The 25238-nt window shown below is 39.4% G+C and carries 18 protein-coding genes; all 18 read left to right on the forward strand.

From position 1 onward, the window contains the following. The first annotated feature begins 37 nt into the window (after positions 1-37). The 18 genes from guaD (at position 38) to VEHSUH06_RS01465 (ending at position 25229) form a co-directional block, all read left to right on the forward strand. Positions 38-1318 (forward strand): guanine deaminase, encoded by a 1281-nt coding sequence (gene guaD / locus VEHSUH06_RS01380; RefSeq protein ID WP_105097485.1) that lies wholly within the window; start codon positions 38-40, stop codon positions 1316-1318. A gap of 169 nt (positions 1319-1487) precedes the next feature. Then, positions 1488-2441 carry a cation diffusion facilitator family transporter gene (locus tag VEHSUH06_RS01385; RefSeq protein WP_105097486.1) on the forward strand — a complete coding sequence of 318 codons (954 nt, stop codon included), beginning with the start codon at positions 1488-1490 and terminating at the stop codon, positions 2439-2441. A 124-nt stretch (positions 2442-2565) separates the two neighbouring features. Continuing rightward, the gene (serS, locus tag VEHSUH06_RS01390) at positions 2566-3846 is read left to right on the forward strand and encodes a serine--tRNA ligase (protein ID WP_105081414.1); all 1281 of its coding nucleotides are present in this window, start codon (positions 2566-2568) and stop codon (positions 3844-3846) included. Positions 3847-3859: 13 nt separating this feature from the next. Further along, positions 3860-4504, forward strand: a complete 645-nt coding sequence (fsa, locus tag VEHSUH06_RS01395) for a fructose-6-phosphate aldolase (protein WP_105097487.1) — start codon at positions 3860-3862, stop codon at positions 4502-4504. A gap of 63 nt (positions 4505-4567) precedes the next feature. Beyond that, positions 4568-5530, forward strand: coding sequence for a class II fructose-bisphosphatase (gene glpX, locus VEHSUH06_RS01400; RefSeq protein WP_054747774.1), 963 nt, complete (start codon positions 4568-4570; stop codon positions 5528-5530). 216 nt (positions 5531-5746) lie between these two features. After that, entirely contained in the window at positions 5747-7012 is a 1266-nt protein-coding gene (gene murA / locus VEHSUH06_RS01405) for a UDP-N-acetylglucosamine 1-carboxyvinyltransferase (protein ID WP_105097488.1), read from the forward strand. Further along, the gene (locus tag VEHSUH06_RS01410; protein WP_105097489.1) at positions 6993-8378 is read left to right on the forward strand and encodes a rod shape-determining protein; all 1386 of its coding nucleotides are present in this window, start codon (positions 6993-6995) and stop codon (positions 8376-8378) included. The genes murA and VEHSUH06_RS01410 overlap by 20 nt, the downstream gene beginning before the upstream one ends. A gap of 212 nt (positions 8379-8590) precedes the next feature. Continuing rightward, a complete protein-coding gene (locus VEHSUH06_RS01415; RefSeq protein ID WP_105097490.1) occupies positions 8591-9934 on the forward strand; it encodes a phosphodiester glycosidase family protein in 1344 nt (447 codons plus the stop codon). Positions 9935-10022: 88 nt separating this feature from the next. Continuing rightward, entirely contained in the window at positions 10023-10307 is a 285-nt protein-coding gene (locus VEHSUH06_RS01420; protein ID WP_105097491.1) for a biotin/lipoyl-containing protein, read from the forward strand. Between the two features lie 12 nt (positions 10308-10319). Beyond that, positions 10320-12326, forward strand: coding sequence for a SpoIVB peptidase S55 domain-containing protein (locus tag VEHSUH06_RS01425; protein ID WP_105097492.1), 2007 nt, complete (start codon positions 10320-10322; stop codon positions 12324-12326). A 31-nt stretch (positions 12327-12357) separates the two neighbouring features. Next, complete coding sequence (locus tag VEHSUH06_RS01430) at positions 12358-13119, forward strand: ABC transporter permease (RefSeq protein ID WP_071587059.1); 762 nt, start codon at positions 12358-12360, stop codon at positions 13117-13119. A gap of 20 nt (positions 13120-13139) precedes the next feature. After that, complete coding sequence (locus tag VEHSUH06_RS01435) at positions 13140-13898, forward strand: ABC transporter ATP-binding protein (protein WP_105097493.1); 759 nt, start codon at positions 13140-13142, stop codon at positions 13896-13898. Next, entirely contained in the window at positions 13898-15157 is a 1260-nt protein-coding gene (locus VEHSUH06_RS01440; RefSeq protein WP_105081420.1) for an MlaD family protein, read from the forward strand. Before VEHSUH06_RS01435 ends, VEHSUH06_RS01440 begins: the two co-directional genes overlap by 1 nt. A gap of 42 nt (positions 15158-15199) precedes the next feature. Further along, the gene (locus VEHSUH06_RS01445) at positions 15200-16660 is read left to right on the forward strand and encodes a TolC family protein (protein WP_105097494.1); all 1461 of its coding nucleotides are present in this window, start codon (positions 15200-15202) and stop codon (positions 16658-16660) included. A gap of 328 nt (positions 16661-16988) precedes the next feature. Next, positions 16989-21275, forward strand: coding sequence for a translocation/assembly module TamB domain-containing protein (locus VEHSUH06_RS01450; protein ID WP_105097495.1), 4287 nt, complete (start codon positions 16989-16991; stop codon positions 21273-21275). A 177-nt stretch (positions 21276-21452) separates the two neighbouring features. Next, a complete protein-coding gene (locus tag VEHSUH06_RS01455) occupies positions 21453-23621 on the forward strand; it encodes an outer membrane protein assembly factor (RefSeq protein WP_105097496.1) in 2169 nt (722 codons plus the stop codon). A 118-nt stretch (positions 23622-23739) separates the two neighbouring features. Then, a complete protein-coding gene (locus tag VEHSUH06_RS01460) occupies positions 23740-24228 on the forward strand; it encodes an OmpH family outer membrane protein (protein WP_009352698.1) in 489 nt (162 codons plus the stop codon). A 29-nt stretch (positions 24229-24257) separates the two neighbouring features. Beyond that, complete coding sequence (locus VEHSUH06_RS01465) at positions 24258-25229, forward strand: hypothetical protein (RefSeq protein WP_105097497.1); 972 nt, start codon at positions 24258-24260, stop codon at positions 25227-25229. The last annotated feature ends 9 nt before the right edge of the window (positions 25230-25238 follow it).

The raw sequence follows: 25238 nt of genomic DNA on the forward strand, positions 1-25238 counted from the left end.
CGACTCATCTATAATCTTGAACATGCGAGGAGGTTATATGAATTCAACAATCATTTTAAAAGGAAATATTCTATATACACCACGTCCATCAGAATTTGTAGCTATTCAACAAGGTTATGTTATTGCCGTCGATGGTGTAGTAGTTCATTGTGGTGAAAGTATACCACCAGCGTATGGAGAACATCCGATTACAGATTATGGTGATCATCTCATCATCCCCGGTTTTGTGGATACTCATGCTCATGCACCGCAATATTGCAATCGCGGTTTAGGTATGGATAAGGAGCTCTTACCTTGGCTTGAAACGTATACCTTCCCAGAGGAAGCAAAGTTTAGTGATCAAGAATATGCTCGTTTAGTATATGGCGCCTTTGTACACGACTTATGGCGAAATGGCACGACGCGAAGCATCTTGTTTGGTACGATTCATAAAGATAGTACATTAGTATTGATGGAGCTTTTACAAAAAGCAGGTTTATCTGCCTATGTAGGCAAGGTCAATATGGACCGCAATAGTCCAGAATTTTTAATTGAAGACACACATCAATCCTTAGCTGATACTAAAGAGTGGTTAGAAGCATCAGCTCAATTTGGTCCTTTAGTAAAACCAATTATTACGCCTCGTTTTGTTCCATCTTGTACAAGCGAGTTAATGAGTGGTTTAGGTAACTTGGCAGAAGCGTATAATGTGCCGGTTCAATCTCACTTGTCAGAAAATCATGGTGAAATTGACTGGGTAGCAGCCCTACATCCTGAGGCAGCTAATTATACAGATGTGTACTATGAACATCATCTCATGGGGAAGGTGCCGACAGTGATGGCTCATTGCATTCATTTAAGTGACGTAGAAATGGACCGCATGGCAGAAACACAAACTATGGTGTCTCATTGCCCGTATTCAAATGTAAATTTATCTAGTGGTATTGCACCGATTCGTAAATTGTTTGAGCGGAAAATACCTATTGGCTTAGGTTCCGATATTTCTGGTGGACATATTGTATCTATGGCGAAGGTTCTTACCGAAGCCATTGGACTATCCAAGATGAAATGGGTGGAAGTGGATCAAATGTATGCGCCACTTACATTGAGTGAAGCCTTCTATATGGCTACAAAGGGCGGCGGTAAGTTCTTTGGCAAGGTGGGCAGCTTTGAAAAAGGTTGTGAACTTGATGCTCTTGTTATCGACGATACGATGTTGTTTGACCCTAATGAACGCTCCTTAGAAGAGCGATTGGAACGCTGGTTATATGTAGGCGATGATCGACACATAATAGAGCGCTATGTAGCTGGTAAAGTGGCTCCAGAGCCTACGAACTAAATAAGGATTAAAAGGATTCCAAAGATTGAAAATTTACTCCTTATAGAAAAAGAATATTGATACATTACAAGCAGCTGATTTGAAACGCATTCAAATTAGCTGCTTTTTGCGTATCAATGTACTTGGTGTATAATAAAAGGATGTAAAAATTAAGAAAGTGGGGGACTTAATGGATATATTAGGCGCAAGGCGCTCTATTGAACAAAAGTTATTAATGCAGTCTGTTGCCTTGATGGCACTTGTGGCCGTTAGTGGTACTATAATGGGGATTGTTACAGGGTCTAGTGCGGTCTTATTAGATGGTGTATTTTCCTTCGTGGACGTAGTTATTAAGATTATGATGCTTATGACTGCTAAGCTTGTAGCGAGAGAAACAAGTAAGCGATTCCAGTTTGGCTTCTGGCAATTTGAACCGCTTGTGTTAGCTGTAGAAGGTTTCTTTATTTTACTTATTGTCATTTATGCTTTATCGAGTGGTATTACAGACCTTTTATCTGGTGGTCGTCATGTAGACTTTGGACCAGCTATTTATTATGCTATATTCTTTACTATTGCAGATACTGCGTATTATTTATATGTACGTCGTATTAATAAAAGTTTACAGTCTAACTTGATTAAGTTTGATAATGTAAGTTGGTATGTAGATGCCTTGTTAGAGGCGGCTATTTTGATTAGCTTTGTGGTAGCTACCATGCTAGAAGGAACGGCATACGCTGAATGGGCAGCTTATATTGACCCTATCGTATTAATTGTATTAGCCGTACAGATGTTACCGTCTGCGATCCATATTATTGTACCATCTATGAAGCAAATCTTGGGGTGGGCACCATCTTCATTACATAATGAAGTACAAGAAATTATGGATCGTTTTATGGCGAAATATAATTTCAAAGATTATGTAACGAGTGTGCAAGTATATGGCAGTACCCGTATCATCGAGATTGATATTTTAGTTCGCAAGAATTTCCCATATCAGACAATTGCTGAGATTGATGCAATTCGCAACGAAATTGATCAAGAAATCGGCGGTAATCCCACAGAGAAGTGGGTTACTATATCTTTCACAGGCACTCGCAAATGGATGGCGAAAGATTATTTGCTAGACGAAGAAGATGATGAGTAGTAAAAATATTGATGAAAAGACTAGTATATAACGTATAATTTAATGATAAATACACCAATATATGGTATACTTAAACGTATTGAATATATTGTACGTAGCATAGTTGGAAAATGAGGTTTATAGCATGTTAGATTTAAAATTTGTCCGAGAAAATATTGATTTAGTGCAACAAAACTTAGATAACCGTCACACAACAGGCGATTTGGAAACCTTTGTATCCGCTTATGATGAACGTCGTCAGTTGATTGGTAAGGTAGAAGAATTAAAAGCGCTTCGCAATTCCGTAACTGAAGAAATTAGCCAATTAAAACGCAATAAAGAAAATGCGGATGATAAAATCGCAGAAATGAAAAAAGTAGGCGACGAAATTGCTGAGCTTGATAACCGTATTCGCGAAGTGGAAGCTGATTTGCGTGATGCGGCGTTAATGTTGCCAAATATGTGTGATCCATCTGTTCCAGTTGGTGCTGATGAAGAGGAGAACGTAGAGCAACGCAAATGGGGCGAACCACGTCAATTTGATTTTGAAGCGCAAGCTCATTGGGATTTAGGCGAAAGTCTTGATATTCTAGACTTTAATCGCGCTGGTAAAATGAGTGGTGCCCGCTTTACTGTATATAAAGGTTTAGGTGCTCGTTTAGAACGTGCCTTGATCAATTTCATGGTTGATCTTCATGTAGACAAACACGGCTATACTGAAATGATGACTCCATACATGGTAACTCGTGAAACATTGACTGGTACTGGTCAATTACCTAAATTTGCTGAAGATATGTACCATGTAGAGGATACAGAATATTTCTTGATTCCTACGGCTGAGGTTACATTGACTAACTACCATGGTGGTGAAATCTTGAGCGAAGAGGAATTACCTAAATACTACACTGCATTCACTGCATGTTTCCGTGCTGAAGCAGGTTCTGCAGGTCGCGATACTCGTGGTCTTATTCGGCAACATCAATTCAACAAAGTTGAAATGGTAAAATTAGCTAAACCTGAAGACTCTTTCAAAGAATTAGAAACTTTGACAGATAATGCAGAAGAAGTATTACGTTTATTAGAATTACCATTCCGTGTTATCACTCTTTGTACAGGTGATATGGGCTTTGGTTCTGCTAAAACATATGACGTGGAGGTATGGATGCCAGCTCAAGGCAAGTACAGAGAAATTTCTTCTTGCTCCAATATGACAGACTTCCAAGCTCGTCGTGCTAATATTAAATTCCGTCGTGGTCCTAAAGGCAAACCTGAATTTGTTCATACATTAAATGGTTCTGGTCTTGCGGTGGGCCGTACAGTGGCAGCTATCTTAGAAAATTGCCAACAAGCTGATGGTTCCGTAGTGATTCCAAAGGTTTTGGTACCTTATATGGGTGGCGTTGAAGTCATTACACCTGCGAAATAAGAGGGGGAATTCTATGAAATTCTTTATTGATACAGCAGAATTTGATGAGATTAAAGAGGCCTATGCCTTTGGTTTTATTGATGGTGTTACGACAAATCCATCTCTTATCGTGAAAGCCAAACGGGACTTAAAGCAAGTTATTTCTGAAATTGCAAATCTTGTAGAAGGTCCTGTTAGTGCAGAGGTTATTTCTGCTGATGCTGAAGGCATGGTAGCAGAAGCGCATGATCTTGTAAAATTAGGCTCTAATGTAGTTATTAAAGTGCCTATGACTCCTGAAGGTCTTAAAGCTGTTGCAGTTTTAAGCAAAGAAGGTATTAAAACAAATGTAACTTTAATCTTCTCTGCTAACCAAGCGTTGTTAGCGGCTCGTGCAGGTGCTACTTATGTTAGTCCATTTGTTGGTCGCGTTGATGACATCAGCATGGATGGCCTTACATTGATTCAAGATATTGCAGACATCTTTGCTATTCATGAAATTGAAACTGAAATCATTGCTGCTAGTGTGAGAACGCCGTTGCACATCATTCAATGTGCTAAAGCGGGTGCTCATATTGCAACCGTTCCATTTAAAGTGCTTATGCAAGCTATGAAACATCCGTTGACTGATGCAGGCCTTGCGAAGTTCATGGAAGATTGGAAACAAGCTAATCAATAAGTTAAGTAAAGACTCTGGGTAGGAGTCATATCAAAACATAGAGGACTTATAAGGAGGCCCATTATGGATCGTACATTATCTTTGGAATTTGCTCGTGTCGTTGAAGCAGCCGCTTTGCGCAGTGGTCGTTTGCTTGGTCGCGGTCAAAAAGACGCAGCTGATGGTCTAGCTGTAGACGCTATGCGTCAAGCTTTTGACTCTGTTCGCATTTCTGGTACTGTAGTTATCGGTGAAGGTGAAATTGACGAAGCTCCTATGCTTTACATTGGTGAACATGTAGGTGCAGGTGGTCCAGAAGTAGATATCGCAGTTGACCCTATTGAAGGTACAAACTTAATTGCGAAAGGTCAAAACGGCGCTATTGCAGTTATGGCAATTGCTGAAAAAGGTGGCTTATTACATGCACCAGATATGTACATGGAGAAACTTTGTGTTGGTCCTCGCGGTGCAGGTGCTATCGATATTACAAAATCTTTGACTGAAAACATAAAAAATGTAGCTGCTAAAATGGAACGTAGTGTAGAGGAAATTACGTTGGTTATGCTCGATCGTGAGCGTCATCAAGGTTTGATGAAAGAAGCGCGCGAAGTAGGTGCTCGTATTATGCTCATCTCCGACGGTGATGTTAACCCAGCTATGGAATGTTGTATCGAAGGTTCTGGTGTACACATGGTTGTTGGTACTGGTGGTGCACCAGAAGGTGTATTAGCTGCTGCTGCATTAAAATGTGTAGGCGGTGATATGCAAGCTCGCTTAAAACCAGAAACTGATGAAGAAATTCGTCGTTGCCATGAAATGGGTATTACCGATGTAAACCAAGTTCTTACTTTGGATGATTTAGTTCGTACTGATGATGTTATCTTTGCGGCTACAGCTATTACACGTGGTAATCTATTGAACCCAATTCAATACTTCCCAGGTGGTGCGCGTACACATACTATCGTAATGCGCTCTAAAACTGGTACTGTACGCTTCCTTGATACAGTACACATGGATGATAAATTGAAATCCTTAAAAGCAAAATAATAAGAAGCCCCTCTACATGAATGGGACCTAAAAATTTAACAATATTTTTGGGTGAAACGATTCAAAAAAAGAGGGGCTTTTTTCTCAGTATTTTCTCACATTCTCTTGATGAGATATATCGAAAAATAGTATAATAACATTTAGTATATGACGTTATAAATACAACGTCTTGTAGTTTATACAAGATGATCGATATAAAGTGTAGGAGGAATTCTGTTGGAAAAGCTAATCATTCAAGGTGGCAATCGGTTGGAAGGCCGTGTACGTGTTAGTAGTGCTAAAAATGCGGTACTCCCTATTATTGCCGGTACTTTGCTAGCATCAACACCTAGTAAATTACTTGAAATTCCAAATTTGGAAGATGTAGGTACGATTTGCCAAGTTATCGAGTCTTTGGGGGTTAAAATTACTCGTAATGAAGCAGATGATGAAATCATTTTTGATGCGTCTACATTGACTGCTACTGAAGCTCCTTATGAACTTGTACGTAAAATGCGTGCATCCTTCCTTGTAATGGGGCCTCTTTTGGCGCGTAAAGGGGAGGCTAAGATCTCCATGCCTGGTGGCTGTGCTATCGGCGCGCGTCCTATCGACCTTCACTTAAAAGCTTTTGAAGCACTAGGTGCTAAAATTGAAATTACTGAAGATTATGTATATGCTCATGCTCCTGAAGGCCTTAAAGGTACTCAAATTTACTTGGACTTCCCAAGTGTAGGGGCTACGGAAAACGTAATTATGGCCGCTTCTATGGCAGAAGGTAAAACTGTTATTGAAAATGCTGCAGAAGAGCCTGAAATCGTTGATTTAGCAACATTCTTGAACGCTATGGGCGCCAATATCCGCGGTGCTGGTACAAACGTAATCCGTATTGAAGGTGTACCTCAATTGCATGGTGCTATTCATACGGTTATTCCTGACCGTATTGAAGCTGGTACATACTTGATTGCAGCGGCTATGGCTGGCGGTGATGTATTCGTAGAAAATGCGTTACCAGAACATTTGAAGCCTGTAGTAGCTAAATTAAAAGAAGCTGGTATTACTGTAGAGGAAGAGATCGACGGTATTCGCGTCATCAGCACTGGTAAAGGCATTAAAGCTGTTGATATTAAAACATTACCATATCCTGGCTTCCCAACAGATATGCAAGCTCAATTTATGGCGCTCACTACGATTGCAGAAGGTACAAGTACAGTAACAGAAACGGTATTTGAGAACCGCTTCATGCACGTAGCTGAACTTCGTAAGATGGGTGCTCATATCGATATCGATAATCGCCAAGCGATTGTAGAAGGTATGCCTCGCTTGCATGGTGCCGTAGTAAATGCTACTGACTTGCGTGCTGGTGCAGCTCTTGTTTGTGCTGCGTTGACTGCAGAAGGTAGAACTGAGGTAGGTCGTCTACATCATATCGACCGTGGCTATGATGATTTTGTAGGTAAATTGCAAAGGTTAGGTGCTGATATTGTTCGGGTTGACGAATAAGAGTACAGAGCCAAAACAGAATAATAAGAAAAGAAGCCGGCGCTCTAAAGGGCCGGCTTTATACAACGAGCAACAAAACCTAGGTGCTGCAAAGGTTGAAAACTCTAAGGCGAGTGCGACTCGTAAGCCCTTGCGCAGAACAAAGCGCAAGTCTACGAAACTTTCAGAAGGTGTTGCTAAACAAGCGAATCATTTAGCCTCTAATATGCGCGAGGCCATGGTTAAGGTCACAAAAATGCGCCGTGCAGAGCGCCGTAGTCGTGAAACCGTAGCCATTGCTAAAACTACGCCTGCCATGACCTTAAAGCGCTTAGTTCGTCCTGAGCAAGTTGGAGATTTGATGGGACGCTTGAATCGAACTTTAAATTTCGATTTAGGTATCGATTTAGGGACTGCCAGCATTCTCATTTTTGCTAAGGGAAAGGGCTTGGTGCTTGATGAACCATCTTATATCGCTCGAGATGATAAAACGGGGGATATTCTTGCTTTAGGTGAGGCGGCCCGTTCCATGGTAGGTCGTACGCCAAAGGGGATATCTGTCATTAGACCTGTTCAAGCCGGTGTTATTGCAGACTATGATATGACAGAATTCATGTTAAAGTACTTTATTCGCTCTGTTGTACCTGCTTCTCGATTGATGAAAACACGGATTATCGTATGTGTTCCATCAGGTATTACACCTGTGGAGAAGCGCGCCATTTTAGAGGCTTTGCTTAGAACCGGTGCTAAAAAGACTGTTCTTATTGAAGAGCCACTGGCTGCTGCTATGGGGACCGGTCTCAACGATGCTAAGCAAGTAGGCGCTATGGTTGTTGATGTTGGTGGTGGTACCACGGATATTGCTGTTCTTTGTGATACAGGTGTCGTTGTAAGTGAATCTCTCCGTATAGGTGGAGATTCTTTTAACGAATCTATTATTCGTTATATTCGCCGGAAGAAGCGGCTTGTCATTGGGCCATTAACAGCAGAAAAGATTAAAATTTCTGTAGGTACTGTGGATCGCCGTGCTAAGGAACGTACTATAGAGGTACGTGGACGCGATGCGAGCTCTGGTTTACCAAAGATGGTAGCGGTGAACTCTTTAGAAATTCAGCGTGCTTTAGAGGCACAAGTCATGAATATTTTAGAGGGCATTAAATCTATTTTAGAAAAAACACCGCCTGAACTTGTGGCTGCCATTAATGATCATGGTATCATCCTAACGGGTGGGGGTGCTCTTATCGATGGTTTGGATCGCGTTATTACCCGTTCTGTTGGTATTGCGGCATATTTAGTAGAATCTCCACGATATGCAGTTATTAAGGGCGTTGCGAAGGCTCTTGATGAAATGTCACAACTTCGTGATACATTAGATGAGTTACAATGATATACGACTTTAATATAAGTTAAAAGTAACGAAGTTACTAACTATGGATTGATTATGATTTAATGATTTTTCTATAGCTAGTAACTTCGTTTTTTGTTTATATTTTTGAAATTTTTATCTTTATGATGTATACTATAGTAAAAGTATATTGTATAAAATTGATATAAAATATATGACCATTGATATGGTTTATCGTTGTAGAGGAATTATATATGAAACGATATCTATACATGACTTTTGCTGTTTTAGGTTTCTTAGGCAGCACTGTTCCTTATGCTGAAGCAGGTAATTTAACAGGGGTACGCGTATCTAATCATGAAGGTACTAGTCGCATAGTTTTGGATGTATCTGAAATGCCTGTGTCCTGGAATCGATCCTATAATGAAGCAACCCATGCTTTGACCCTTAACTTAGGGGGGACTACAAATGGTCTGACAGGGCCTATTAGTCAGAATGATACAAAGACAGGTGTTCTAAAAGGTATTGGTTTACAGCCAGTAAATGGAAGTTTACAAGTAACGTTAACGGCAAATAAAGATGTACAACATCATGAGTTCACCTTGGAAAAGCCGGCACGTATCGTTGTAGATCTATTTTCTAGCTATGCCCAACAGACTACAAAAGATGTAAATAAATCTGTGGCATACAGTAAGATTAATAACACAGTGCCTGAAGGTAAAATTCAAGCCTATGCTTTAACTGTAGATAATGATTCGCCTATGGTAGTAGCTCATGTTCCGGAAGGCAAAACCTTGTCGGCTGTCAGTCAGGCCCATACTGCTTTGGTTGGAGCCAAGGTAAAAGGTGGTAGTTTTGAACGTCCTTATTCTGTAGCTAGTGATGGCACTATCGATTTAGAGCGTATTTCTAATCGTGGCACTTTGCGGTATACTCCGAATCGCGGTTATTTCATAGAAGAGAAAAAGCCCTTATTACAAGCTAAAACACAAAAAGAAAGCTTTATGATTACTGCTGTAAATGCACCGCGCAAAGAGAATGCTTTAACATTGTATACGAACGCTTATGGTCCTTCTACGAAGACCAATGACTATGGCTATGAAGTGACTGTAGCCAATGGGAAGGTTATTAACGGACAAAATGGTAACTCTAAGTTAGGGGAAAACCAATATGTATTATCAGGTCACGGTGAGGCTCGCGAGGCTTTACGTAAGTTAAAGGTAGGTACACCTATTTCAATACAAAATAGACCGGAGCTTGCTCAAGTGAGCACAACAGGTGGTGCTAGTCTACAAGCAGGGACGATGGTGATGAAAAATGGTCGCTATGTAGGGGCAGATTCATCTAATAATAAAGCGCGTAGCTTTATAGGCACTACAAAGGACCATAATTTGGTAGTATTAGCTGTTGATAAAGTAGGCCTTCAATCTGTGGGAGTTACTCAAAAAGAAGGGGCAAATCTACTTTCTAAGCTTGGCGTAGTCGACGGTGCTGAGTTGTCTAACCAAGGTAGTGTTGACTTAGTTGTGAAAGATGAGTATGCACATAAGTCAACTTCTTCACCTACAAGCTATGAGGATATAGTAATCATAAAATGAATTCGCTGCATACAATTTTGTTTGAAAAATTGCTAATAATTTAGTATACTATACGTACATAACTAATTTTGTAAAAGGAGGGATCGTTATGAAAAGAGTAGTGTTGGCTTTAGCTGCGCTAGGCCTTTTAAGTGTTAGCTCTGTAATGGCGGCCCCTATATCATACCAAAGTGTATTAACAGGTAAAGTTGCCTCTACAGTTTCTGTTGGCACTTCTGTAACAGAAGGTCAAACATTGGTGACTGTCGAAACATTAGCTGGCCCTATGGCTGCTGCTAAATCTACTGTAACTGGTACTGTATCGGCGGTTAATGTTACAGTGGGTTCAGACGTTTCTCGTGATCAAATCGTTGTCACCGTAGAAAGTAAATAAAGGAGAGAAGGAATGAAGTTTTCTCATTCTTGGCGTCGGTATAGAAAAGCGATACTGGCGCTTTTCTTCTGTACTTCACTTACAGCTGCACAGGCTGTCGATTTCATGCCTGTCAATGATGTAACTACAGGTATGGAAGGTATTGCAAAAACTGTAATCGTAGGGGATACTATCTCCACCTTTGATGTAAAGGTGCTTGGTGTCATGAAGGATAAGGGACCATCTGGTCATCTTATTTTGGCAAAATTCTCCGGTCCTATTATGGAACAAACCGGTGGTATTGCTCATGGTATGAGTGGTAGCCCTGTATATATAAATGGCAAGCTCGTTGGCGCTGTTGCCTATGGCTGGGGGTTTGCAGACGGCACAATCGGGATGATTACTCCTATCGAGGATATGGTAAAACTATGGAATATTCCATATGAGAAGAATTTATCTAAACCTTGGGATGACACGCAGTTGATTCCTCTTGGAACGCCACTGATGGCTTATGGCTTTGACGCGGCATCCATGGATTATTTTAAATCCAAGCTGCCTCAATATAAATATGAAACTTATGATACTGCTAGTGCTAGTGGTGATGAAATTGCAAAACCACTAGAGGCTGGTGGATCCGTAGCAGCATTATTAGTTGATGGAGACCTTAAATTAGGGGCTATCGGTACTGTTACTTATGTAGATGGTGAAAAAATCGTAGCCTTTGGACATCCGTTCTTGAAGCATGGATCTTCAAACTACTTCATGCATAATGCAAGTATTTTTACAGTAGTTAAAAGTTATAATGCAGCATTTAAACTTGGCTCTATGGGCCAAGAGGTAGGTTCTGTTACGGAGGATAGAGGGGCAGGCATCGCTGGTGTATCTGGCGTAATTGCTCATGGTATTCCATTGCGATTCCATCTTAAAGATCGCGATATGGGCCGTGATAAAACTAGCTCTGTTAAGGTCGTAGAAGATAGTGAAATGACGCCAACCTTAGCAGCTACATCTTTGTATAATATGTTGAATAAAACATTGGATCGTAGTGGCTCTGGTACAGCGACAATTTCCTATACTATTACGCCTAAAGGAAAAGAACACAAGCCGTTAACGCGGACAAATATGTTCTATAGCGCTGATTCTATTTCTGAGAAAGCCGTTGATGAGTTCTATAATGTCATTGATGTTCTAATGAATAATCGATTCATAAATTATGAAATTGCGGACATTACAGTTGAGACGGAAGTAACTCAAGATAAGAAAACAGCGAAGCTCATTGATGCGTCTGCATCATCTACTGTTGTTTCTCCTGGGGATACAATTGTTGTAGATGTTACTTTAGAACCGTTCCGCGGCGAAAAGGTTGTTAAACAAATCTTCTTTAAGGTTCCTGAAGATCAAGCAATTGGCAAATATACCTTAGAAGTACGTGGTGGTGGGGAAATTCCATTGCCATATGTTTTAGAAAAACAAAAATATAATTTAACAGATGAAATTTTGCGTCGTTTAAAAATTCATAAAGACTTTAATGAGCTTTACGATGAAATTCAAAAAACAGATACAAACAATCAAATCGTCGTAGAATTTTTGGAAGATGGCATTAGTCTAGTTGATGAAGATGGTTCTAAGTCTGTTAAAAAAGCTAAAATCAAAGATGTTGAATCAAAACCTATGCCAGGGGATGTACAAAAGAAAACAGGTCAAGAAGACTTGAGATCTGGCAAAGATGATGATAAAAAAATTGAAAAGACTGCAGTTGATACTGAGTACATCGTACAAGGCGATGGTCAATTTACGATTCATGTTATGAAGCCAGCTGATCGTGATAAAGAATTAGCTAAACGCGTGAAAGAAGTTAAAAATCAGATCAAGATGGAACATAAATTAGAGTTGGAAGACCAAGCAAAGAAAGACAAAGCTGATAAAAAAGAAGCTAAAAAATCCGATAAAAAGGATGTAAAAGATTCCGCTAAAAAGGAGTCCAAAGAGGCTGATAAAAAAGGTGAGTCTAAGGTTGATGGTACTAATTCAGCTGAATAAGTTAAGACTGTAAGGGGAATGGGTGAATCTGTTGAATTGGCTTGAATCGATAGGTAGAACCGTAATAAACGGCCTATCGCAGATGGGTAGTGCTACGTTATTAGTGTGGCACACTATAAAACAACTAAAAATGATTAATCTGTGGCATGTATTTCAGCAGATGGCTCACCTAGGGGTGGACTCATTGCCGATTATAAGTTTGACGTTACTCTTCGCAGGCGCGGTTATGACTTTGCAGATCACAGATGTATTAATTACGTATGGCGCACAAAGCACAGTTGGTGGTCTTATGGCGGTAGCTATGGGACGTGAATTAGGTCCTATTTTAGTAGGTGTCGTGCTAGCTGGCCGCGTAGGTGCTGCCATTACTGCAGAAATTGGTACTATGAAGGTAACAGAGCAAATTGATGCTCTTCGAGTTATGGCTGTTGATCCAGTAGGTTACCTCGTAGTTCCTCGTGTTGTGGCTTGTATGGTAATGGTTCCAATCTTGGCCTTTTACGGTGTGGTAATTGGTATTGCCGGTGGTTACTTTGTAGCTACTGCTATTAAAGGGTTGGCTCCAAGTACATATTTAGATTCCATTCAAATGTTCTCTACTATTTCTGATTTTACATTAGGTTTAATTAAATCTAGTGTATTCGGCGCGGTCATTGCGTTGGTAGGTGCATATAAGGGAATGGAAACTAAAATGGGCGCAGAAGCAGTAGGCTTCTCCACAACTAGTTCTGTAGTAACTAGTATCATTTTAGTATTTGTATTAAATTACTTTTTATCTACTTTGTTATATTAGTAGAAGTTTTAGAGGGATTTATGATAGAACTACGCAATGTTGTAGTTGCCTATGAGTCGCGTGTGATTTTAGACTCCGTTAATCTCACTATTAATGATGGGGAAACATTAGTTATATTAGGTGGTAGTGGTAGTGGTAAAAGTACATTACTTCGCTTGCTGATTGGCTTACAACGTCCTACATCGGGGCAGATTATCGTAGATGGCAAAGATATTACAACATTATCTGAAGATGAATTTAATACAGTACGAAGAAAAATGGGCATGGTGTTCCAATACTCTGCTCTTTTTGACTCTATGTCGGTGGGGGAAAACGTAGCCTTTGGTCTACGGCAACATACGAAGTTAGGGGAAGATGAGATTAAACGCATTGTGGCAGAGCGACTCGACTGGGTTGGTCTTAAAGGATATGAATCCTATATGCCAAATGAATTATCTGGTGGTATGAAGAAGCGTGTTAGCTTGGCTCGTGCTATTGCACTAGATCCGAGTTTAATTCTTTATGATGAGCCATCGTCTGGTTTAGATCCAATTACATCAGGTACAATTAGTATGCTGATAAAAGGGATGCAAAATCGGCTTGGTTGTACCTCTATCGTAGTAACACATGATATGCAATCTGCATTTTATGTAGCCGATCGCATAGCTTTACTTGATAAGGGGTGTTTTGTAGAGATTTCTGATACAATAGACTTTAAGAATTCTACAAATAAAAAGGTACAACAGTTTATTAATGGCGAAGCAGAACCGATTAACGTATCTGCGATGGGAGATATATAATGAAGTGGACGACGGAGGCCAAGGTAGGGGCTTTCACAATAATAGGTATAGCTTTATTTATTGCAGGCATACTGTTTGTAGGACGCATTGATATATGGGCTAAACCACAAATGACAATTACTGGTGATTTTGCTCAAGTAAATGGTTTGAAAAATGGCAATCAAGTTAAGTTTTCTGGCGTAGCCATCGGGTCAGTTTCTGATATTGAAATTACACCGCGTGGCGTTGTAGTTAAGATGAAACTTGATGAAAAAACGCAGATTCCAAGTGATTCTACTTTCACATTAGGCTCTGATGGTTTCTTGGGTGATAAATTTATTCAAATTTCACCGGGCCATTCTAAAGTATATTTACAAGATGGTGACTCTGTTAAGGGGGAAGGCGTTGATGCTATGGAAAAAGCCATGCAAAGTGCTCAGAAATTAATGGATGGCACCGAAAAAATGTTACAGTCTATCAATAGTATCATTGGTGATCCTGCAACTCAAAATGCGCTCAAGCATTCCTTGCAATCTACAGCGGTGATGGCTGATAATGCAGTAGCCATTACTGAAAATATGGCGAACGTAACTGCCCAGTTAAATCAAGCTGCTCAGCAATTTAACGCTGATGGTAATGCAGGCAATGATATGCGTGCTATTTTAACTAATTTAAAACAAACTACGGATCGTGTAGATAATATGGCTCGTTCCATGGAATCTACTGTAACAGATCCTAAAGCGCAAGCAAATATTCAGGAGACGTTACATAATACGGCGCAAATCTCTGCTCGTATCAATAAATTGATGGGTGGTAAAGCATACCGAACTGATGTAAATGGAAATGTTGTAGAGGTTGGTACAACTGAAAAAAAGTCCTCCCCTAAGGTTGAACCATCTGTAGATATGTTGTATAACACAACAGATAATGAATTCCGCATCAATGGTCGACTTCGTGCATTTAACGATAAAGGAATGGCTGAAATTGGCTTATCCAATATTGGGGATGATACAAAATTTGATTTAAATGCAGGTAAATTTATCAGTTCTAAATGGTTAGTGCGTGGTGGTATTTTTGAAAGTGAATTGGGCGTGGGCGTAGATTATAATTTACGTGGCCCTGTATCCTTGTCTGCTGCTATGTATGATCTTAATCATCGTAAATATCGTATTCGTAGTGATATACGTTTACATAAAGATACCTATGGCGTTATTCAAATGACCAGACCATTCAGCTCTACGAATGGAGGTACCTATTTCGGTATTAAACAAGTATTCTAATGACTAATACATTTACTCTTTATGAGTATGGAGGTACATATTATGAATAAAAAGGTATTATCCTTAGGCGTAATGCTCTCCTTAGCTACTACTGGTGTAATGGCTGCCGATAGCGTAACTACATCTATTAATAATGGTGATCAACTTACTAAATATCAGAAAGAGGCTATTCAGTTAACACAAAAACAATTGGCTAATAAAGCAGTTCAAGATAGCAAGACTTATGAGCATGCACTTGCTCTTAATGAGACTCGTACTATTGATTTAGCATTGGCGAATAACCGTACTGCAAAACAAACTAAGTGGGGTTATGAGGCCGCAAAATCTGCTGTGAGTCAAGTAGCTGCTGGGAAAAATCCAAGTGTAAGTTATGCTTGGAATGCACAGAGAACCGGAGGCGATACTGGTAGTGGTAAGTCCGGTAGCCATAATTTCTCTATTAGTGCGCCTGTATTCCATCCTCAACTTGATGCAAGCATTGATTCTGCTCGTTATACTCGTGAAGGTACTGGTGCTAGTTATGAAGAAGCACTTCAGCAAGCAAAATACGACGCTATTAGCGGCTACTATACATTGATTATGAACCGTAATCTTGTTGATGTAGCGCAACAAGCTGTTAAAGACTATCAAGGCCATGTAACAAATGTAGAAGCACAATATAATGTAGGCTTAGTAGCAAGCTCTGATGTATTGGCAGCTAAAACAAATCTTGCTGAATCTGAAACATCTCTTGTGAAAGCGCAAAACACTGCAAATTTGGCAGAAGCAAGCTTGAATCAAGTCATTGCATATCCTGTACAAACATCTATTACCACGGCAGAACATGACTTGCAATACAAGCCATACAATGTAACATTAGAGCAAGCTAAAGCGTATGCTATGCTTCATCGTTCTGCTCTTGTAAAATCTGCCCTTGATGTGAAATCTGCTGAAGAAGCTGTAAGATCTGCTAAAGCTGGCTACTTACCGACTGTAGCGGTAAAAGCTGGTCGTGGTTATATTGATCCAGATGGTTACTTTGGGACAAGCACAAAATCCTGGAGCGTTGGTGCTAGTGCATCTTGGAGTTTATGGGATGGCGGTGCTACACAAAATGCGATTAAAAAAGCAAATGCACAACTTGAACAAGCTAAAGAAGCTAACTTAGCAACTGTAGATGCTGTTTTATTAGCAGTACAAAAAGCATATTTGAATTTGCGTTCTGCAGAACAAACGATTCAAAGTACACAAACTGCAGTAACTCAAGGTCAAGAAAGCTTCCGTATCGCTACACTTCGTTATCGTGCAGGCGTTGGTACTAACCTTGACGTTCTTGATGCAGAAACTAAATTGACAACAGCTCGTAACAATTATGTACAAGCTCTTTATAACTACAATATTAGCATTGCAGCACTTGAGCAATTAACAGGTGTTCCATTGAATACTCCAATTGGCCAAGGTGCTGAGGTTATTACAAATAGTGGTGCCCTTGAACAATTAGCAAAACTTGGTAGCAATCAATAATATAATATGTAACCTAAAAAGACGACTTCGGTCGTCTTTTTTGCTACTTCAGTATTTACTTTCGTATTTTATATGTATATTTCATATTGGTTTAGATTAAGTGTGTTATCGTAAAAAAGCAATTAATTTCCCATATATATAGTCGTATAACTTAATGTACTTACATTAGAGCAATTGTATTAGCAGTGTACTTATAGCAGAAATTGATTAGTGTGAAATTATATTAGTTTTATAAAATTTACCCCTAAAACACTATAGTTATTACTGTGTCTGTGGTAAGATTAGTATATATATTTATATTATTCATAATGTGTATGGGAGTATCATTATGACCCGTAAAAAGTGGTGCCTTATAGGTGCAGCGATTTTAGGTTTATCTAGTATTGGTGCCAGTATCAATCCTATCGCTCAAACGTATGTAGCACCAATGGTTAAAGAACAAGTAAATAATGCCATAAACGGATCTGTAAACTATGATTCTCTACGTATTAACTGGAATGGTGATGTAGTTCTAACGGACGTTACTATTAAAGATAGAGATGATCATTTAGTAGGAACTGCACGAGAGGTAGAAGTAGGGGTTAAGCTATCTGCTTTGCCTAGTATTATTACAAGTAATACATCAGGGGCAACGGCTATTTCAAGTGTGATTGTAGAGGCGCCGGATCTTCATATCTGGCAGCTAGCTGATGGATCGTGGAGTGTAGAAAAGTTAGTAAAACCATCTGACCCTAATAAGTCGGGTAGCTTTGATGGTTCTATTACAATTCATGATGGTCGCGTAGCTGTACGAACCAAAGATGGACTAAAGAGAAATGTAGAAAGTCTCGATGGGACTATGGCACTTAATATGGGTGGTATGTCTAAAGGGGCATTTACTGCTGATGTTGATGGCTCTTCTGTTGTATTAAATGGCACCATTGATATGGACCATGTATCTAATTTCGATCTTTTTGTACAAGCAGATGAAATTGATACGGCAGGTTTCATGAGTTTTGTACCACTTCGTCAAGATTTATCTGTAACGGGTGGGAAATTACAAGATTTACATCTCAATGTTAAAAGTGAAGATGGCAATTACATTATGAGTGGTAATGTCGGTTTTAAGGGCTTAACAGGCACTTATAAGCGTGGTAATACTATATATAATATTACCGATGGTACAGGCCGCATTATGCTAAATCATGACCAAATCGTTATTAGTCGCAGCTCTTGGCGTGTTAATGATCAAGTAGCCAAGGTTAATGGTCTTGTTACGTTAGGTAAAGAGGAAGAGTATCTAAACCTCAATGTTGTGGCCGATAAGGTTGCTTTAGAAGCGCTTACCGATGTAGGCATAACTGGTGTTGTAGGTGGCCGTGCACATATCGGTGGTACAACGGTAGCTCCTCGTGTAGATGCTACGATTAGCAGTGATGGTATTTCTTATAAAGAGTATTATGTTGATCGTGTACAAGGTGATATTATCTATGATGATGGATTAGTTCGCCTTGAAAATACTCGCTTGTCAATTGGCGAAGGTAATGCAAAGGTTAATGGTCAATATGTAGTTGATACAGGCGACTTTGATGCTACAGTAAAGGCCCAGAATTTACCTTTGGATACTTTTACAAAAGATATGTCTACCCCTGTTACAGGGAATGTAGATGGTGAGGTTCGTATCTTAGGTAAAAATAATCAAGTTACGGATGTAGTGGGCGCAGTTGAAGGGCGTCAAATCGGCATTCGTGGTGTAGTAGTTGATGCGGCGAAAGCTAATTTTACCCATAGTGATAATCGAACTAATCTAACCCTAGTAGGCAATATGGGGGATGGTGCATTTAGCGGATATGGCTATATCCAAAATGGTAATGTAGATGCTACTATTTCTGGTAATGCCTTACCATTGACGTCATTAAGCCCTATTATCGGACAAGATGTAGATGGTACGTTGAATACGTCTATTACAATAAAAGGTGTTTTGGATAATCCAAATGTGACCGGCACTGTATGGGGGCAAGAGGTTCACTATAAAGGGGCTCGATTTGATAATATCCATGGGGATATTCAGTTGGATAATCATGTTCTCACCATCACAAATGGACATGTTGGAGATGCTAGTGGCGGCTATGATGTAACAGGCTGGTATAACATTAATACTGATGCATTAGACTTAAATGCTCGAGCTCGTGCAGTACGTATTGAAAATCTAATCCGTACAGTTACAGATATTCCAATTACAGGCTGGTTTGAAACAGATAACCATATAACAGGTACTGCGGCGAATCCTATTATAGAAGGTCGTGCTCATTTATGGGATGGTTCTGCGTATGGCAAGCTTGTAACTAATGCCTTTGCAAAATACAACTATAAAAATGATATTTTAGAACTGTACCGCTTTGATATCGAAGGTTATGGTGCAACCATCACTGGCGGAGGTACAATCTCTAAAGACGCCATTAATGTTGATTTTGAAGGTAAGAACATTGATATGGGCAGATTGCTCATCAATACAGACTACAAAGTTGACGGTTTAGTATCGGGGCGCGGGATTATCACGGGTTCTATGGATAACCCTCAATTTAATGGATACATATTATCTGATGCACTATCGATTAATGGGGAATTATTAAATGATATTCATGGTCATGTGTATGCAGATAAAACAGTAGTAAATGTACAAGACTTTACTTTTGCTGAAAAAGATGGAGGCCGATATGTTGCTAAAGGCGGCATGAAGCTTGACGATAGTAAACAATTATTTGGCGTATTAGATGTTACTAATGGTAGCGTAAAGAATTTATTAACCTTACTAGATCGCGCCAATGAACATCTTGATGGCAAGTTAAATGGCTCTGTAGAAATTGGAGGCACAAAGGATAATCCGAGTGTTAATGTAGTAGGTAAGATTAACGATGTAAGTATTGATGACAAGGTTGTAGGTGACGCAACTCTCAATGCTAGTCTTGCGAATCGTAAGTTCAAAATTACAACCTTAAAATTGCCTGTTGATGAAGGGCTCATTGCGATGGGTGGGACATTAGATCTTGATGGACAAGCAGATTTACAGGTTGCATTAAAGGATGTTGATATTGTACCGTTCTTGCCGTTAGTAGGTAAGGATATTCAAGCTACAGGTTGGATAACTGGTGTTATAAATGTTACAGGCGAAACTAAAAATCCTAAGGTTGAGTTATCTAGTTCTGTAGAGTCAGGTTCGTTTAATGGTATTGGCATTGACGAAGGCTTTGTATTAGCTACCATGCAAGATCATGTCATCCAAATTCAACGAATTCAAGGTGCTAAAAGTGGTTACAAGCTAAGCATTTACGGTAAGGTTCCGTTAGCAGCTATTTATACGTCTGGCTATATTCCAGCAAATGACAGTAAGTCCATGGATGTAACAATTGACTTTAATGAAGCTGATATGGCGGTTATTCCTCTTGTAACGACGAGTGTTAAAAATGCGACTGGTCCGTTAAAAGGTGTTATTAGACTTACTGGTACTATCGATCAACCTGAAGCATATGGTACCGTTTCAGTTCGAAATGGTACGATGAAGCTAACTAGTGTGGAAAATGAAATCACAGGTATTGATGGAGATTTGATTTTCTCTGGTCAACAAGGTGATTTCCAATCTCGTATTAATATGGGTAAAGGTTCTGCAGGTTTAGCTGCTAAAGTAAATTGGTCTGGTCATAGCCTTACTAATTACAAAGCTGCGGTTCAGCTTGATGGCTTAGAGGTGCGTAGTGAATATGTACGAGGACCATTAAATGGTGAGCTTTATATCGCGGATAGAGATGGTTTGCCTACATTGATAGGTAATTTGAATCTTGAAAAGGTTCAATTCAAAATCCCTCTTTCCATGGAGTCTAGTGAAAGTACTAGAAATATGGGTGTCGATGTCACTGTTCATGCAGGTAAAGGTGTACGCTTGTATGATCGTACATTGTATAACATGTTTATCAGCGGTGATGTTCACTTTGGTGGTACATTGCAAAATCCAACAGCTAGTGGTCAATTCGATGTAAGAAATGGTACGTTTAAATACTTGAGCCATGTATTTAATATTACAAAAGGGAAAGCTCATTTTGTAGGTGGTTCTTATTTGCCTAACTTACAATTAGAGGCTGAAACTAATGTAAGCAATTATAATATCATGCTCAGTGTAAAAGGGACTGTTGATCATATGGACTTAACATTGTCATCAAACCCTAATTTGTCTCAAAAGCAAATTATCTCTATGTTAACCTTTGGTCGAGGAACAGATTCAAATAGTAGTACTTTAACAAATGATGATGTAAATGCTGTTGCTACAGCAGGGTTACAAATGTTTGCCTTTGGTTATGTACAAGATGCATTACAAAATACATTAGGCTTGGATCGTATTAATATTACTACAGGTTCCATTGATCCTGATGAGCCGACGAATAAGGAAACCGCGGGTAACTATAATATTGAAATTGGTAAGTATGTATTACCGAAAGTTATGTTGACCTATTCTCAAGGTATAAATAACAAGCAAAAAAAATATGGTATAGAGTATTCTGTTAAACGAAACCTCAAGTTTACTGCATGGCGCACATCGCAAGGAAACAATTATATCGGTGGTCGTTGGACACGAAGCTTCTAAGTGTGTGGCTAGAATGTGTAAACCCTATAGGTATGCACATTCTAGTCATATTAATTTCATAAAATTTGTTTATAGTAGTACTCATTCCACGTAATTTATGCTATAATAATAAAGATTTATTAGTCTTTATAAAACAAGATGTAAACTCTTTATGGGGATGAGTTCTAGGAGGAATTTATGTTTAAACCAAAAGCCTATAAAAGTATGCTTGCAGCGTCCGTGTTGACGGCTGTCATGGGGACAGGCAGTGTATTTGCTGCTGAGGTACAAGCTGGCTATACTCCAGATTTAAATAGCACAACAACAACTAGTGCTGCTACTGCTAATGATGCAGCTACTACTCAAGCTGTTTACAATGCTGATGCAACTACTACAACTACGCAAGATGAAACTGATGCGGCGATTTTAGCTGCTCGTGGTGATACAACTGTATCTAGCGATGGTACTGTAGTAAAAGGTTCTGACGGCACTGTTACAGTCAATAATGCAGCTTTAAAAACTGATGACAAACAAGTAAAAATGGTATCTAAAACTACTGGTGGTACTGACCTTGATAAGGCTGCTGAAAATGGCCAAACTCAAGCTGTTACAACAGTAGAGGCTCAATATGTTTCCTCTGCTAGTGCAGAAACTGTGAATCCATATGTAGGTAAGTTGATTACTGGTTTATCTATCTCTGGTGTTACGGCTCAGCAACAAGCAGATTTATTGCCTATTTTGACTGAACGAGTGGGCGATGCTGTATCCGTTGATGGCGTATTCAGAGACGTAACTAATCTTGGCAATACAGGTTATTTCTCCGAAGTTAACCCTGTGTTCACAACAGTACCTGAAGGCGTTAAATTGGACTTTGCTGTAACAGTAAATCCAATTACTACAGGCGTATCCTTCGAAGGTAATACTGTTTACACATCCGAAGTATTAACTAAGTTCATGGATATCCAACCTGGTCAAGTTCTTAACTCTGTATACGTTGGTCAAAAAATTCAAGGTATCAACGCTGCATACGCTCGTGATGGTTACATGTTAGCTCACGTTGATGGTATCCGTGTAGATGACCAAGGCGTGCTTCATGTACATATCGTAGAAGGCATTGTAGAGGATATCATTCCTGCTGGTAACAAGAAAACTCGCGATAAAGTTATCACTCGTGAATTTGTTCAAAAGAAAGGTAAACCTTTCAACAAATTCTTGGTACGTCGTTCTGTAGAGCGCGTATACAACTTAGGCTTCTTTGACGATGTAAACGTTCGTATGTTGCCTGGCGAACAAGATCCTAACAATGTAATCATTGAAATCGACGTATTGGAACATAAAACTGGTACCATTACATTAGGTGCTGGCTACTCTAAATCTGATGGTTTGATGGGTATCATTGAGTTTGGTGAAGAAAACTTCCGCGGTACTGGTGATAAATTCAAAGTTCACTGGGAAATTGGTGGTAAGAAAAAATATAAAAACTACCAAATTTCTTACTTAAAACCTTGGATCGATAGCAAAGGTACATCCCTTGGCTTCTCCTTCTTCAACCGTGAAGATGAATACACAGACTACAACGAAGATGGCAATGAAGTAGCAGAATACAATAAGAAATCTCGTGGTTTCAATATTTCCTTCGGTCGTCAAACTGGGGAATATACACGTGATTACTTGACATTAGAATCCCGTAAAGATTCCTATAAATGGGATAGTGATGATAGCTCTGGCTACCGTTATGACCGAAATGCTGGTAAAGGTCAAAACTGGGATAATGGTTCTCATAACTTCGCTGCAGAGAACTATGTTGGCAACAACTTTGGTCGCATTAACTCCATTACATGGCAAAAAGTATACGATTCCCGTGACAATATCTATGATCCAACACGTGGTCGTCGTATTTCCTATACAGCACAATGGGCTGGTCATGGCTTAGGCGGTGATTTCGACTTCTACAAATTCACAGCTGAAGCACGTATGTATAAAAAACTAGGTGCTAAGAATGTATTGGCATTCCGCGCACGTGGTGGTTTTATCCAAGGTGATGCACCTTATAGCCAATTATTCACATTGGGTGGTGCTGACTCTTTACGTGGTTATGAAGATGATCAATTCCGTGGTAAGTATATGTATAATGCTACATTGGAATTCCGCTTCCCAATCGTTAAAAAGGTTAGTGGCGTATTGTTCACTGATATCGGCGACGCATGGGATGCTCCAAATGTTACATGGTACAACAGCAAGAAAACCTTTAACTATGGCGTTGGTGCTGGTGTTCGTGTTACAACACCTATCGGTCCTGTTAAACTTGACTATGGCGTGGGTAAACACAAAAATAAATTCCACTTCAGCTTCGGTACACAATTCTAATATAGTAAAAGTATATGGTGGAAGCCTCTTTTCGGAGAGGCTTTCACCAATATCTCTATATGGCATCCTTTGATGCAATAATTTACAGAAAAATTTATAGAAATGAGGGCACTCTATTATGATGCGAATGATGAATAATAAGGCGAATGTGAAGATTTTTTCCATCGTCATTGCTACCGTATTTATTATCGGTATTGGTGCATTAGCATACACTCAAATGGCTACGCCTAGTGGTAATGGTGGGGCTAGTACAATTGGTGTTATCGATACATCTCGTATGATGTCTCAAGATAATCCATTATTTGTGTCTGCCGCACAAGAGTTCATGAGTTATCAAAGTAAATTACAACAAGAAACTCAAGCTAAAATTGATGCAGCACAAGATGATGCGACGAAACAAAAGTTAGTAGAAGAAATGCGTCAAAACTTGGCTAAAAAAGACCAAGAAATTGCTAAATCTATTCAAGATAAAGCTATGGAAGCAGCAAAAGCTGTTGGTGATGGTAAAGGTTTAAGCGTTGTTATGTCTAAAGATACTGTATTATACGGTGGCGTAGATATTACAGATCAAGTGTTGAAAAAATTAGCTGGCGATGCAAAAAAATAAGCTGTAGTTCTATGTAAGGGAGAACGACAATGGACGGGAAAAAACGATATATAGGATTAGTCATATTTCTCGTTGCTGCAATAAGTGCTATGGTTTGGGCCTATGGGTTTGTAACAAATCGCCAACAGGGTCCAAATGGGGTGTCCATAGGTGTTGTGCGTATTGATGATGTATTAGAGTTTAATCCATCCTATGAGGATTATAAGCAAGCTAAAAATGAGCTAGATCTTTTACAACGTCAATATGAACTTGAACAACAAGCCTTAAATGCCAAGTCGGAGACACAAGATGAACAGTTGAAAACACTTGCACTGGATTCAACCTTGTCAGATGCTCTTACGGTGGAATTGCAAACTCGTATTGCAACAAAAGAAAATGAACTAAATCAGCAATTAAATGCTAAGCGTAACGAATTGACTCAAAAATATTTAGCTGAGTTGAAAGTAAGTACTAATGAATATGATCTAGAAATCGTAAATCTTCAATTAGACTTATATGCCTATGATGCTCGTGTATATATTGACGATGCACAAAAGGCAGCCGCTATGGATGAAAAATCCAAGAAAGAAGAACGATTAAAAGAATTATTAGCTAAACGAAAACCATCGAATCTCGATGTGGATTCTATAAAAGCAAAGGTACAGGCTGAGCTTGCCCCAATGCAACAAAAAGGACAAGAGGAACTCAACCAATATGCAGCATCTCTACAGAAGGAGTTAGCAGAAAAACGAGATTCTATGGTGCAACAACAAGCACAAGCTATCATTGCTAATAACAATCTTCCTGTAGCGCAAGAGTGGAATGATACGTGGGCGAAAAAGCTTTCTGATAAAGAGGCAGAAGTAAGCGCTATTCATGAAGCTATTTTGGAAGATGTACGCATGCGCGTAGCTGTAATTGCAAAAGAACAACATTTAGATTTAGTCATCATTGATGACGGTGGTAATATTAAAGGGCTTGATATTACAGATGCAGTAAAGGCATCTTATCGAGTTCAATAAGGAGTTATA

This window comes from Veillonella sp. S13053-19 (assembly GCF_002959835.1).
GTDB lineage: Bacteria > Bacillota > Negativicutes > Veillonellales > Veillonellaceae > Veillonella > Veillonella rogosae.